The organism is Nitrincola tapanii (assembly GCF_008368715.1).
Taxonomy (GTDB): domain Bacteria; phylum Pseudomonadota; class Gammaproteobacteria; order Pseudomonadales; family Balneatricaceae; genus Nitrincola; species Nitrincola tapanii.
This window is the reverse complement of sequence record NZ_SMRS01000005.1, coordinates 96151-110957: the sequence shown is the minus strand read 5'-3', so window position 1 is coordinate 110957 and position 14807 is coordinate 96151. Positions and strand designations below refer to the sequence as shown.

At 51.0% G+C, this 14807-nt stretch carries 12 protein-coding genes; all 12 read right to left on the bottom strand.

Features of this window, described 5'->3' with window-relative positions:
- Positions 1-12: 12 nt before the first annotated feature.
- The 12 genes from rpoS to dnaE all read right to left on the bottom strand — a co-directional run bounded on the left by rpoS (position 13) and on the right by dnaE (position 14801).
- Positions 13-1029, bottom strand: a complete 1017-nt coding sequence (rpoS, locus tag E1H14_RS07605; RefSeq protein WP_200834060.1) for an RNA polymerase sigma factor RpoS — start codon at positions 1027-1029, stop codon at positions 13-15.
- A gap of 42 nt (positions 1030-1071) precedes the next feature.
- Positions 1072-1938 carry a peptidoglycan DD-metalloendopeptidase family protein gene (locus tag E1H14_RS07600; protein WP_235017419.1) on the bottom strand — a complete coding sequence of 289 codons (867 nt, stop codon included), beginning with the start codon at positions 1936-1938 and terminating at the stop codon, positions 1072-1074.
- 17 nt (positions 1939-1955) lie between these two features.
- Entirely contained in the window at positions 1956-2873 is a 918-nt protein-coding gene (locus tag E1H14_RS07595) for a DUF368 domain-containing protein (protein WP_200834059.1), read from the bottom strand.
- A gap of 20 nt (positions 2874-2893) precedes the next feature.
- Positions 2894-3556, bottom strand: coding sequence for a protein-L-isoaspartate(D-aspartate) O-methyltransferase (locus E1H14_RS07590; protein ID WP_149390997.1), 663 nt, complete (start codon positions 3554-3556; stop codon positions 2894-2896).
- Positions 3556-4311, bottom strand: coding sequence for a 5'/3'-nucleotidase SurE (surE, locus tag E1H14_RS07585; protein WP_149390865.1), 756 nt, complete (start codon positions 4309-4311; stop codon positions 3556-3558). Before surE ends, E1H14_RS07590 begins: the two co-directional genes overlap by 1 nt.
- Before the next feature lie 138 nt (positions 4312-4449).
- Positions 4450-5514 carry a tRNA pseudouridine(13) synthase TruD gene (gene truD, locus E1H14_RS07580; protein ID WP_149390864.1) on the bottom strand — a complete coding sequence of 355 codons (1065 nt, stop codon included), beginning with the start codon at positions 5512-5514 and terminating at the stop codon, positions 4450-4452.
- Entirely contained in the window at positions 5511-5810 is a 300-nt protein-coding gene (ftsB, locus tag E1H14_RS07575) for a cell division protein FtsB (RefSeq protein WP_149390863.1), read from the bottom strand. Before ftsB ends, truD begins: the two co-directional genes overlap by 4 nt.
- Before the next feature lie 89 nt (positions 5811-5899).
- Complete coding sequence (gene eno, locus E1H14_RS07570) at positions 5900-7195, bottom strand: phosphopyruvate hydratase (protein WP_149390862.1); 1296 nt, start codon at positions 7193-7195, stop codon at positions 5900-5902.
- A 37-nt stretch (positions 7196-7232) separates the two neighbouring features.
- A complete protein-coding gene (locus E1H14_RS07565) occupies positions 7233-8861 on the bottom strand; it encodes a CTP synthase (RefSeq protein ID WP_149390861.1) in 1629 nt (542 codons plus the stop codon).
- A 47-nt stretch (positions 8862-8908) separates the two neighbouring features.
- Positions 8909-10252: a tRNA lysidine(34) synthetase TilS gene (tilS, locus tag E1H14_RS07560; RefSeq protein WP_149390860.1), complete on the bottom strand. Its 1344-nt coding sequence runs from the start codon at positions 10250-10252 to the stop codon at positions 8909-8911.
- Positions 10233-11192, bottom strand: a complete 960-nt coding sequence (gene accA, locus E1H14_RS07555) for an acetyl-CoA carboxylase carboxyl transferase subunit alpha (RefSeq protein WP_149390859.1) — start codon at positions 11190-11192, stop codon at positions 10233-10235. The genes tilS and accA overlap by 20 nt, the downstream gene beginning before the upstream one ends.
- 102 nt (positions 11193-11294) lie before the next feature.
- Positions 11295-14801: a DNA polymerase III subunit alpha gene (gene dnaE / locus E1H14_RS07550; protein WP_149390858.1), complete on the bottom strand. Its 3507-nt coding sequence runs from the start codon at positions 14799-14801 to the stop codon at positions 11295-11297.
- Between the last annotated feature and the right edge of the window lie 6 nt (positions 14802-14807).

Below are 14807 nucleotides of genomic sequence, written 5' to 3'. Positions count from 1 at the left end.
ATCCAGCCTGCCTTACTGCAGCAGATCCTCGCCGGTCAGACCATTCTTTTCTACGATTTCACGCAGTTTACGCAAGCCCTCTACTTGAATCTGGCGCACTCTTTCGCGCGTCAAACCTATCTCGTTACCGACCTCTTCCAGAGTACTCATCTCAAACCCACGCAAACCAAAGCGGCGCGACAACACTTCCGCATGCTTCTCTGGCAACATATCCAACCAGCGATTGAGATTGCCGGTGATGTTTGTACTTTGCAGAAGATTTTCTGGGTCTGAAGCCTCATTATCAGCAATGGTTTCCAGCAAGGGCTTGTCATTTCCGTTTCCAGCTGGAACGTCGACGGAGGTTACCCGCTCGTTCAACCCCAGCATACGCTCGACACTTTCCACTGGCTTATCGACCAACTGCGCAATCTCTTCAGCGGTCGGCTCATGATCCAGCGTTTGTGCCAATTGGCGCGATGCTCGCAAATAAAGATTGAGCTCTTTCACCACATGAATCGGTAAACGTATCGTCCGTGTTTGATTCATAATGGCGCGTTCGATCGTTTGACGAATCCACCAGGTCGCATAGGTCGAGAAACGAAATCCACGCTCTGGGTCAAATTTTTCAACAGCGCGTATCAGACCCAGATTGCCCTCTTCAATCAAATCTAAAAGAGTGAGTCCACGATTAATGTAACGACGGGCAATCTTGACCACTAAGCGCAGATTACTCTCGATCATACGCTTACGCGCAGCATCATCACCCTTCAGAGCCAGACGTGAGAAATACACCTCTTCTTCTGCGCTCAGTAAAGGTGAGAAGCCGATTTCATTCAGATACAGCTGCGTCGCATCCAGGCTCTTAGCATTCATCAGATCCTTATGCGTGGGCGTTCCGCGTCCTCGGGCACTGTCAAGGAACTCTTCGGAGTCATCGTCAGTTTCAGACAACTCATCCTGTTCATCATAGAGATCACTATCATTGTCGACCTCCATGGCAAAATCATCATCCAGTTTATCCATATCATTCGTGTCTATAGAAACCATCTGATCACCCCTGTTACGCCGGTCATGCCGACGCCTTTCTTGTTATCGTTTGGGTAAATAGAGCATAGGGTCTACGGGTTTACCATCGCGACGGATTTCAAAATGCAACTGCACTCGATCCGCTCCCGTTTGCCCCATCTCAGCAATCTTATCACCGCTCTTAACCATATCATTTTCGCTGACGAGTATGCGACTGTTATGTGCATAGGCACTTAGAAACTGCTGATTGTGGTTAATAATCACTAGGTTACCATAACCTAACAAACCACTCCCTGCGTATACGACACGCCCCGGTGCCGCCGCATAAATCGGATCACCTTCTTTACCCGCAATATCTATCCCCTTATTCCCGCCCGCTTGTGCAGAGAATCGGCCAATAATGGGGCCCTGTGCCGGCCAGCGCCAAGTTAAATTTCCAACCTGGGCCACAGACTGAGGAGCCGTAGCTGGAGCCGTTGTGCGCGCCTGGGTATTCGTCTGAGTATTCGTTTGGGAGTTGGACTGCGAAGTGGGCTGAGAAGTGCCCGAAGAGGTAGATTGTTGGGTCGCCTGAGAGGTCATCGCAACCGAACTGGTAGAGATCGTGCCAGGGGGCGTCAGGCGTAGGGTTTGACCCGCTAAGATCTGGTAACGCTGATCTATGCCGTTCCAGATGGCCACTTGGCGATAATCCAAACCATAACGCCAAGATATAGAGTAAAGGGTATCCCCACGTACCACACGATAAGTGCCAGGATTAGGCAAGGGTGTAGGGCGATTCGTCGTCGCTGACGGACTCGCAAGACTCGTCACTGAACTACCTGAACGCGCCCCTAAAGACTGATCGGTGACGGGGGCAAAGCCTGAACCACAGCCTTGCAGCCATAGCAGCATTGCCAACACCAGACCTGCAAGTCCAACTCTGCTCACCCTGACTCCCGTGATCTTTAGCGCCTGTCAAATACCCAAACCAAAACCAATCCCACACTCATCAACCCTATAGCGGCCAGGGTGTAAGGCTCCTGTCCCGTTAACTCCAGAAAGCTCTCGGGCAGTATATTTTTCTGCACCAAGGGTACCTCTTCCCCATGACGGTTAATGCTATAAGACAGTGTATACTTCCAAGGCCAAACCTTATTGAGTGACCCCAGCATAAAACCACCGAGCAAGGCCAGAGTCACGGCATGATAGTGCTTAAATGCCCAACTCAACAGGCGCGAAAAGCTGATAATCCCGATCATACAGCCCAGTACAAACAAGGCAATAAAATCCAACTCTAAGCCCTTTAAAGCCATCAGCACCGGTGTATACATGCCCAGTAACAGCAAAATAAAACTACCTGAAATGCCAGGTAATATCATGGCGCAGATGGCGATCATACCGGACACAAAGATCATCAGCGGCTGCGGCTCCACCACGGCAGGAGTGAGCGAAGTCACCTGGTAAGCTAACACACAGCCAAGAAGAAAGACGGCACCTAGATTCCAGTTGAACTTAGGAATATGGCGTACCACACTCCAAGTGGAGGCAAGGATCAATCCAAAGAAAAAGGACCAGATCAAAATCGGATGCTCAGCCAACAGATACAGCACCACACGTGCCAAAGTCAGCAAGCTAAACAAGATTCCGGCCAACAGCGTGAACAAGAAACTACCATTCACATGTTGCCAAGCAGCGACAGGGCCCTGTTGAAACAACAGACGTAATGCCTGAAGGTTAAACTGCTTGATGCTATGGATCAGCTCTTCGTAGATCCCGGTCATAAAAGCTACTGTGCCACCGGATACCCCCGGTACAGCATCGGCCGCTCCCATTAACATCCCTTTCGCCGCCAGCTTGCAATACTGCCAGGCTGATCTCTGCATGCTCTGTTCCTTATATCAACTTAACGAACGGTACCGCCCAACAAGGGGACAAATTTGACACCTTCGAGAATTTGCGTCTCATAAAGATCCTGCTCTTTACGTGTCACCAGGCGTAAATTTTGATGTTGCCCCCCTACCGGAATCACTAGACGTCCACCCACAGCGAGCTGAGCTAAAAGTTCGGAGGGGATCTCTTCTGGTGCGGCGGTTACAAGAATACCGTCAAACTCGCCCTTATCGGGCCAGCCCATACCACCATCGGTATGTCTGAGCATGACGTTATAAAGCTTCAAGCGCTGCAAGCGTTTGCGCGCTTTTTCCTGTAGGGGACGAATACGTTCAACACTAAAGACCTGCTCAACCAACTGAGCCAGGATCGCTGTCTGATAGCCTGATCCTGTTCCTACCTCCAGCACGCGTTGTAAAGGACCCGCTGCTAAGAGGACTTCGGTCATACGCGCAACTATATAAGGCTGAGAGATGGTTTGGTTGTAACCTATCGGCAAGGCGGTGTCTTCGTAGGCTCTATGCGCCAAGGCTTCATCTAAAAACAGATGACGGGGCGTACGCAAGATTACATCCAACACACGCTCATCCTGAATCCCTTTTTCACGCAAGCGGCTAATCAAACGCTCTCGCGTGCGCCGAGAGGTCATCCCTATGCCTTCTAACTCAAAATCTATCACTCAAGACCCTCTAGCCAACTCGCCAGATTATCCATACCTGAATAGTGCGTCATATCAATCTGCAAAGGTGTAATCGATACATACCCCTGCTCCACCGCATAAAAATCAGTGCCTGGCTCTTTATCTGCCGCTTCACCGGCACCGGCAATCCAATAACGTAAACGCCCGCGTGGATCTTCCGCCGCGACCGGAAGATCGGCCTGTAATCTATGCCCCAAACGCGTCACATGCATTCCTTTTAACTGCTGTAAAGGCAGGTCGGGCACATTCACATTCAACACCGTACGGGGGGCCAACACCAGACTCTCTAAGTGCTTCACCAGTTCACGTACTACTTCAGCGGCAGCGGCGTAATGTTGCGGATGAAAACTATGACTGGAGACCGCAATCGGTGGCAATCGACAGGTACGCCCCTCCATCGCGGCCGCTACAGTACCAGAATAGAGTACATCATCCCCCAAATTGGCACCTGCATTGATCCCAGACACCACAAGATCAGGTACAAAGCCCTCCAGGAACAAACCCGAACGCCCAAGATGCACACAATCCGTAGGGGTTCCATTGATACTGAAAAAACCACTGGAATGACGATAGACTTCAAGAGGTCGATCCAGTGTCAAAGAATTACTGGCGCCACTGCGATTCCGATCCGGCGCGACTACACAGACTTCCGCATCCTGAGCCAGGGCTGCCGCCAATGTCGCCAATCCCGGTGCATAGACACCATCATCGTTGGAAATGAGAATTTTCATCTGCACTCTCTTAAAATAGCGCTTTAATCATTGCGCCCTAAATAACGCCTTGATGATTAAACGCTTTTTTATTACTGCTTTCTGTCTCTTGGAAGCTGAGTATCGAATCCTCTTCGTACCTAGCGCCAAGACTCTTTATTATTCGTGATCTAGGCTGCTACGCTCATTTCTGACCTTAACACACTCACGTAACACACTGGTGGCAAACGCACCGGAGGTCAAGGTAAAGGACAGCAACAGATCCTGCTCTCCGATCCTTTCCACCTGCAGAGCCTGAGGCACTAAGCGCATAGCACGACGCTCTTGCTTAAGACCTAAGCCTTCCAAACCCTGCGTCCACACAGACCAATCCTGTGCTAAACGTGCTTCCTGTTCAGCCACCTCGGCCTGAGTCATCAAAGGGCCGACTCCCCACATCGGCGCCGTAAGATGAACATCCTGCTGATACAAACGTTGCTCCAGCTCTAGCAGATCGTCTGTGGCCAAAAAGCAGCTTTGACTGCCGTTGAGCATCAGTACATCCCCGAATTGCACCTGCGACCAACGACCTTGCTGTATTCGTTCGGACACCACTTGATTAAACAACGCAGAACGGAGTGCCGAAATGTATAACCCTCGCTTATGGCTTTGGCGCTCTTTCAGCTGCCCTGCCAACATCGCTTCGCCTTTAATGAGGTTACCCAACTGATGACCGAAACGCTGCTCACCAAAATAATTAGGCACACCCTGTTCCAGCAAGGCACAGCGCTGCAACACCTCTTGTGGGTGAGTGACCTCACGCAAGCGAATACTAAAACGATTTCCCTGCAGGCTACCGAGTTTTAATTTACGACTATGGCGTACCTGTTGCAGAACTCGAATGGTTGGGCTGTTAAACAACCCCCAACTGGGGTTAGGCGCTTTAATCGGATGTTTGACGCTAAACCACTGAGTGGTAATAGCATGTCGATCTTTTTTACCGGCATAGCCTATTTCTCGTGGATTAGCGCCCATAAATTTCGCCAGCTGGCGTGCGACCCAGTCGGTATTTTCACCGATTTTTTCAATCTGCAAAAACAGATGTTCGCCTTCACCCTCCGGCTCAAACCCCAAAATCTCGTCGACACGAAAATCTTCAGGTTGATGACGGATCAGTGCCTCAGCTTGAGGTTCACCATATAGATAGGCTTCAGGCCGTGCCTGAAGTTGGGCAACTAAGGTCATTTTGGTTTGCGCTCTTGTGGGCGAGGTTCGATCAATTGGAAGAAGACCTCGCCCTCTCGGATAAGGCCCATCTCACTGCGTGCACGCTCTTCAATGGCTCGCAAGCCTTGTTTGAGATCTGCCACTTCAGCCTCCAGACGCTGATTACGCTCAGCGAGCTGTTGGTTCTCACGTCTTTGCCGCTGAATATCCTCTTCCAGCTGCCAAACTTGACGCAGGTTAGGTGTACCTAACCAAAGTCGATACTGCAATCCGGTCAGCATCAGCAGCAAGAAAATTAAAAACCAACGAAACACTGAGCACCCTACCCTAGTTGCTGTCTGGGACACAAAAGGGGGGCGATGCCCCCCTTATTCTATCTCACGCTGTGATCTCGGCTCGTGATTTACGCCTGACCTTTGATTTCAGACAAGCCTTTATACACGGCCGCAGCACCTAACTCATCTGCAATACGCAGCAAGCGGTTATACTTAGCGACACGATCTGAGCGACACAAAGAACCGGTTTTAATCTGCCCAGCCGCAGTACCCACTGCCAAATCAGCAATAGTCGTATCTTCCGTTTCACCCGAGCGGTGAGAAATGACAGCCGTATAACCTGCATCCTTCGCCATCTTGATCGCATCCAACGTTTCAGACAAAGAACCTATCTGATTGAACTTGATCAGGATAGAGTTGGCGATCTGCTTATCGATGCCCTCTTTCAGAATCTTGGTATTGGTCACAAAAAGATCATCACCTACCAGCTGCACCTTATCACCGACTTTACGTGTCAGATCTGCCCAACCGTCCCAATCTGATTCATCCATACCATCTTCGATCGAAACGATAGGATACTTCTCAGACAGTTCTTTCAGATAATCTGCAAACCCGGCTGAGTCAAAGACCTTACCTTCACCAGCAAGATCATATTGACCATCCTTATAAAACTCAGATGATGCACAGTCCAGTGCCAGAGTAACGTCCTGACCCAAAACATACCCCGCCTTCTCGATCGCTTCTTGAATCACGACCAAAGCTTCTTCGTTAGAGCCGAGGTTAGGTGCAAAACCACCTTCATCCCCTACAGCTGTGCTCAAGCCACGTGCTTTCAAGACAGCTTTCAGCGCATGGAAAATTTCCGTACCGCAACGCAGCGCTTCTGGAAAAGAGGTAAAGTTGACAGGCTGAACCATGAACTCTTGGATATCAACGTTATTATCAGCATGCTCACCGCCATTGATGATGTTCATCATCGGCACGGGCATAGAATACTGACCTGGCGTACCATTAATATCTGCGATATGCGCATAGAGCGGAATGCCTTTAACCTGAGCGGCCGCTTTCGCAGCCGCCAAAGAGACTGCCAGAATCGCATTAGCGCCTAGGTTAGATTTATTTTCCGTTCCATCCAGCGCCAGCATAGCATTATCTAGGGCACGCTGATCGGTCACATCCATTCCAACCAGTGCATCACGGATAGGGCCTTTGATCGCCGCGACCGCTTTTAATACCCCTTTACCCAGATAACGTGATTTATCACCATCACGCAGTTCCAAAGCTTCGCGTGAACCCGTTGAGGCTCCAGAAGGCGCACAAGCGCTACCGATCAGACCACAGCTGAGAACCACATCAGCTTCAACGGTTGGATTCCCTCGTGAGTCCAATACTTCACGCGCTTTGATATCAGCAATGGTTGCCATAACCTCAAGTCTCCCGCTAAAAACGTTATGCAAAAAATTATGCGTGCGCCTGGTGATCCAGCGCAGCCTGAATAAAGCCTGTAAAGAGTCCATGACCATAACGCGGTGTTGAAGTGAACTCAGGATGGAACTGACAGGCAACAAACCAAGGATGATCAGGTACTTCCACCACTTCGACCAACTCTCCATCTGCCGAGCGACCTGCAATCAACAGGCCTGCCGCCTCCAGCAAAGGAATGTAGTGATTATTGACCTCATAACGATGGCGGTGACGTTCACGAATTTCGGTTTTACCGTACACCTGTGCCGAGCGTGAGCCCTCTTTAAGGTGACACACCTGAGCACCCAGACGCATAGTACCGCCTAGATCGGTATCATCGGAGCGTTGCTCAACATTGCCCTCAAGATCCACCCACTCCGTGATCAAACCCACGACAGGATGAGGCGCTTGTTTATTAAATTCGGTTGAATTGGCGCCTTCAAGCTGGGCCACATGGCGGGCATATTCGATGACAGCCACTTGCATCCCTAAACAGATACCAAGATAAGGCACTTTATTTTCACGCGCATAGCGGGCTGCCAGAATCTTGCCCTCAACACCGCGTTCCCCAAAACCACCTGGAACCAGGATAGCGGACGCATCACGCAAGATTTCAACACCTTCACGCTCAACGCGCTCTGAGTCGATATAATCAATACGCACCTTCTTGCGCAAGGCGATGCCCGCATGGGTAATGGCTTCGATTAAGGATTTGTACGCATCCAGAAGTTCCATGTACTTACCAACCATGGCAATTTTGACTTCACCCTCTGGATTGAGGAAACAGTCAGACACACGATCCCACTCACTGAGATCCGCAGCTGGACAGGCTAAACGGAAGCGATCAATAACGATTTCATCCAACCCTTGCTCAGCCAACATACGTGGAATGCTGTAGATGCTGTTCGCATCAGGGAGAGAGATGACCGCACGCTCTTCAACGTTGGTAAACATGGCCAGTTTGCGACGTGCTGAAACGGGCAGCGCCTGCTCAGAACGGCACACCAGAATATCCGGTTGAATGCCGATAGAGCGCAGCTCTTTGACAGAGTGCTGAGAGGGCTTGGTTTTGGTTTCACCCGCCGTCGCGATGTAGGGAACCAGGGTTAAATGCATAAACATCGCATTCGCCGCCCCCACTTCAATACGCAACTGGCGCACCGCTTCGAGGAAAGGTAGAGATTCAATATCACCTACAGTGCCCCCGATTTCCACCAGCGCAACATCCGCGCCACTGGCACCGTCAATCACACGGCGTTTAATTTCATCGGTAATGTGCGGAATGACCTGCACGGTACCGCCGAGATAATCACCTCGGCGCTCTTTTTTCAGCACGTGCTGATACACACGCCCTGTTGTGAAGTTATTACGGCGCGTCATAGTGGTTCGTATGAAGCGCTCATAGTGACCCAAATCCAGATCTGTTTCTGCGCCGTCATCGGTCACAAAAACTTCACCGTGCTGGAAAGGGCTCATAGTGCCTGGATCCACATTGATATAAGGATCAAGCTTCAGCATAGTGACCTTCAGACCACGCGCTTCGAGAATCGCGGCCAAAGAAGCTGAAGCAATACCTTTGCCCAGTGAGGACACTACACCACCGGTGACGAATATATAGCGCGTCATGCAAAACCTGTAAAAATCGTGATAATGGGAGGGGGTACGAGATGGTGCTACAGACTAGCAAAAAAAGGCTGTTCAGACAATGAAAATGGCCGCCACTCAAACTCAAGTCCGCAGTCTTCTGGCCAGGCTCTGGTTTTCACCAGACCGGCCACCGCAAGCAGCTCCGGTTCCGATGGATTGACTGACTCAAGTAAAGGCCAACCCTCTCTCTGCCACACAGGCACACCATGCGCTTGAAATAGATGTTTCAGACGTGTGCTGTGCTCACGCCCTGGCAGATACAGTTTCTCACCAAGCCGACGATAACGCAGATTCACACAAAGGGGGACTTCGGCCTGCCCTTGAATATACAGTCTACCCCCCGGCAAAGAGAGCACCTGGCCGGGGGCAAGCTGGAGGTGCGATAACATCGGATAGGCCTCAGGCCAAACATTGGGTAAGCGATACAACTGCTCGCGGTAAACCCTTAAATGCACAGCAGAAAGTTCCACGCAGGCCTCTTCAGAGGGATGGGTACTTAACAGCTGCTGCTGTACCTGGTGTAACTGCGCTTGTGAAGGAGTCTGCCCAACCTGACGCAACCAAAAACGTAACACATTGCTCTGCCGCGCTAGAGATAAAGACCTCAACCCCAGACAACAGAGGCTATCGCGCCCACGTATGAGCCTCTCCAGATCCTGAGCCGCCAGCTCATCCAGTAATTCCGAAGCTTCAGACATCTGCTGCGCCGTGTCTAGACAACGTGTAACAAGAGCAGGCCAACGTTTTTGTAAGCGTGGCAGGATCTGTAAACGCAAAAAGTTGCGTGCATAGTGATCTTGCAGATTACTGGGATCTTCGATCCAAGATAGGCGCTCGCTTTCTGCCCAAGCCTTGAGTGCTTGCCGTGGCCAGGATAAGAAGGGGCGTCTTAACTCAGCACAACCGAGCTGACGCCAGGCCGGCATGGCAGCCAAGCCCCTGACGCCAGCACCACGCAGTAACCGAAAAAAAAGTGTTTCCGCCTGATCATCAGCATGCTGTGCGAGCAATAAGCAATCACCCACCTGCAACACTTGCTGAAACGCCTGATAGCGAGCGGCACGTGCATCCGCCTCCGATGCCGAAGTCGGAGCGACACGAATCACCTGACAGCTCAAACCACGCGCTTGCGCTTGCGCTACACAGAAATCAGACCAAGTATCGGCCGCACTTTGTAACTGATGGTGAACATGCAGAACATGAAGGGATTGTGGCGACCAAACCTGGCTGGCCGCATGCAGCAACACCATTGAATCGAGGCCACCGCTGAGAGCAATCACCCAACGGCGTACAGAGGGCTCAGCTTGATCAAGCTGAGCTAAGCAAGCAGAGGGCGAGAAAGAGCCTGAATTAAACGCTCCCCGCGCCATACGACATCAAACGCTGATAACGACGCGCTAACAGCGTGTCTGTATCCATGCCCTGCAAACGGGACAGGGTATCTTGCAGCTGAGTTTTTAAACGTGCCGCCATCGTTGCAGGATCACGATGCGCACCGCCTAAGGGTTCAGGGATCACATGATCTACTAAACCTAACTCATGCAACCGCTCAGAGGTAATACCCATAGCTTTTGCCGCATCCGACGCACGCTCAGCACTTTTCCACAGAATTGACGCACAACCCTCGGGCGAAATCACTGAATAAGTGCCGTACTGCAACATCAGCAGTTCATCACACACACCGATAGCCAGCGCACCACCCGACCCCCCTTCACCTATCACGGTGGAGATAATCGGTGTTTTGAGTTGTGACATTTTGGCCAAATTAAAGGCGATCGCCTCAGATTGACCACGCTCTTCAGCATCTATCCCTGGGTAAGCACCCGGCGTATCGATAAAGGTTAAGATCGGCATGCGAAAACGCTCAGCCATCTCCATCAGCCGCAGAGCTTTACGGTAACCTTCTGGACGTGGCATACCAAAATTACGGCGAACCTTTTCTTTCACTTCGCGCCCTTTTTGATGGCCAATCACCATCACAGGCACGCCATCCAAACGAGCCAAACCACCGACGATTGCCGCATCATCGGCAAAATGACGATCGCCATGAATTTCATCAAAATCATCGAAAGCTAAAGCGATATAGTCCAGTGTATAAGGACGCTGCGGATGACGCGACAACTGCGAAACCTGCCAGGGTGAAAGTTCACTAAAGATAGAGCGCGTCAGACGACGGCTTTTTTCCTGAAGATTTTCGATCTCTTCTGACAGATTCAGCTCGGCATTCCCTTCGCCGACATTACGTAACTCATTGATTTTGGCTTCAAGCTCGGCAATGGGCTGTTCAAAATCGAGATAGTTAGGATTCATGCGCGTTCGCTTCTGTTGTCAGTTGGATGAAAAATCAGTGTTTAAGAACGCAATTTTACCTCTTGAGGCAAAAGATCACCAGCCTGCTGCACAGCAGCAAACTCAGTGATCCCCCCAAACCAAACGCACGGCCTGATTGCCAAACTCGCTGCGCAGTTGAATCAAGGCGTCATCCGAAGGCTCTAAACGCCAAACCTCACCAAAGTGCAAAACCCCCTCCGCATCCTCACGTCGATAACGCAGAGCGATCGGCAGCGCCTCGGTATGCGGAGCGCTGGCGCTTAACTGCTGCGCTAAGTGTTGTAAAACCCTGCGTGATAACTGGCTAGGCTGAGCAGAGATTTCAATTCGCGCCGCATGGCGGGCACGTGCCTGAGTCACATTCATCACCGTGTGTGCGCGTACTTTTAAACCGCCATTGTAATCATCCTGCGCCACTTCACCTTCGATAATTAACACTGCATCCTTGTGTACAAGTTGGCGCGCTTGATCGTAAACATCACCAAACAAAGTCACGTCTATGCGTGCAGTGCGATCATCCAGCGTCACAAAGCAGAGATTGTCGCCTTTTTTGCTTTTTTTAAGCCGCAGATCCACAACCAGTCCCGCCATCTTTTGCGCACGCCCACGTTGGGGCTGAATATCCACCAAGCGTTTATTAATCAGACGCGACAGCTCCTGCTCATACTCATCGATGGGATGGCCGGTCACATACAGCCCCAGGGTATCTTTTTCACCCTGCAAGCGCTCTTTATCACTCCATTCGCGCGCTTGGGCAAACTCCAGGTAAGGATCCGTCGGCATCTCAGCCTCCACCTCACCAAAGAGATCGAACATCCCGGCATCCTGATTACGTGCCGCTTGATCGGCAGCCTGTAATGCCGAAGGAATCGCTTCCCAAAGAAGCGCCCGATGAGCACCCATACTATCCAAGGCCCCTGATTTCACCAGCGCTTCCAAGACTCGTTTGTTCAGCTTTTTCGCGCCAACTCGTGCACAAAAATCAAACAGATCGCTAAAGGCACCTCCGGTTTGACGCGCGGCGACTATAGCCTCCACCGGCCCCTCTCCGACCCCCTTAACGGCACCCAATCCATACACGATTTCACCGGCGGGATTCACGGTGAACATGAACTCACTGGCATTCACATCGGGCAGGCGCAGTTTGAGCTTCATCTGTCGACACTCTTCAATGAAGATCACCACCTTATCGGTGTTCTGCATATCCGAGGACAAAACAGCGGCCATAAACGGGGCTGGATAAAAGGTTTTTAACCAAGCAGTTTGATAAGAAACCAGCGCATAGGCAGCAGAATGGGATTTGTTAAAACCATAGCCGGCAAACTTCTCTACCAGATCAAAGATGTTAGCGGCCAATTTTTCATCTATACCATTGCGCAGAGAACCTTCGATAAATCCACCACGCTGCTTTGCCATCTCCTCGGGTTTTTTCTTACCCATAGCACGCCGCAAGAGATCCGCCTCACCGAGACTGTAACCAGCCATGACCTGAGCAATCTGCATGACCTGCTCTTGATAAAGAATGATTCCATAGGTGGGTTCTAGAACGGGTTGCAAGCTCTCTAACTGGTAATCAGGATGCGGCCAAGCCATAGGGGCACGACCATGTTTACGGTTAATAAAGTCATCCACCATGCCTGATTGCAAAGGCCCAGGCCGGAAAAGTGCCACCAGTGCGACGATATCCTCAAAACGTGAGGGCTGCAGCCGTCGGATCAGATCCTTCATCCCACTAGACTCCAACTGGAAGACTGCTGTCGTTTCAGCGCGCTGCAGGAGCTTAAACACCTCAGGATCTTCTAAATCAATTTTGTCGATCTCGATATCCGGTTGACCTTCACTGCGACGCAAACGATTCACCGTTTTTAACGCCCAATCTATGATGGTCAGGGTACGTAGCCCGAGAAAGTCAAATTTGACCAAGCCGGCTTCTTCCACATCGTTTTTATCATACTGCGTCACCAATCCCTGACCGGCAGGATCACAGTAGGTTGCTGAGAAGTCGGTTAACTGCGTTGGCGCAATGACCACACCACCGGCATGTTTACCGACATTGCGCGTCACCCCCTCCAACTTCAGCGCCATTTCCCAGATTTCAGCCGCCTCCTCGCTATTCGCAAGAAACTCTCGCAAGGGCTCTTCCTGCTCAAACGCTTTTTCCAAAGTCATCCCGACTTCAAAGGGGATCATTTTCGACAACTTATCGGCCAAACCAAAAGGTTTGCCCTGCACACGCGCCACATCGCGCACGACCGCTTTCGCCGCCATGGTGCCAAACGTAATAATCTGTGAAACCGCCTCACGACCATAGGTTTCGGCCACATAGTCGATCACTCGGTCACGATTATCCATGCAGAAGTCGATATCGAAGTCAGGCATGGAAACACGCTCTGGATTCAAAAAGCGTTCAAACAGCAGGTCGTATTCGAGCGGATCGAGGTCGGTAATTTTTAATGCATAGGCGACCAACGAACCGGCCCCAGAACCACGCCCAGGCCCCACGGGGATATCGTTATCCTTAGCCCACTGGATAAAGTCCATCACGATGAGAAAGTAGCCTGGAAAGCCCATCTGAATAATGATGTCCAACTCGAACGTGAGTCGATCCAGATACACCTGACGCTTGGCGGCATATTCAGGATCATCAGGATCCAACAGGTGAGTCAGACGGTTTTCTAAGCCTTGAGAGGAGGCTTGACGGAAAAACTCATCCAACGTCATCCCTTCAGGAATCGGGAACTCAGGCAGATAGTAGGTTCCCAATTCAATCTCGATGTTACAACGCTGGGCGATTTCCCAAGTATTTTCGATAGCGCTGGGAAGATCGGCAAATAACTCAGCCATCTCTTGAGCCGAGCGGAAATATTGTTGTTCTGTGTATTCTTTAGGACGACTCGGATCTTCCAGCGTACGGCTTTGGTTAATGCACACCCGCGCCTCATGCGCTTCAAAATCTTCCGGTTTAAGGAACATCACCTCATTGGTGGCCACGAGTGGACATCCCTTAAGGGCAGACAATTCTGCACTGGCATGCACCAGAACCTCATCACCTGGGCGGCCGGTACGTTGCACTTCTAGATAAAAAGCACCGGGGAAGGCATTTTGCCACTCGTCTAAAAGTTGCTCAGCCTGTTCGGGCTGCTCTGCTAGAAGCGCGCGGCCGATCTCACCGCGTGTCGCACCAGAGAGCGCAATTAAACCCTCCGCCTGTTCGAATATCCATTCTCGCCGCAATAAAGCACGTTCTGACTGAAATCCTTGCCCCTGGGTATAGGCCCTTGAAATCAGCTGCATTAGGTTTTTATAGCCCTGGCCATTTCGAACTAACAGGGTAATTCGTGAAGGCTCAGCCATCTCATCGGCGGGGTTTAATAGCCAAAGATCCGCACCACAAATCGGCTTAATACCGGCACCTAGGGCCGCTTTGTAGAACTTAATCAGCGCATACAGATTGGTGTGATCCGTAACAGCAACCGCTGGCATACCCACCTGTTTAGCCTGAGCAACCAGTTTTTTCACACGTACCAGCCCATCTGCCAGCGAGAACTCAGTGTGGACGCGGAGATGGACAAACTTGGCGGATGACATGAAAAA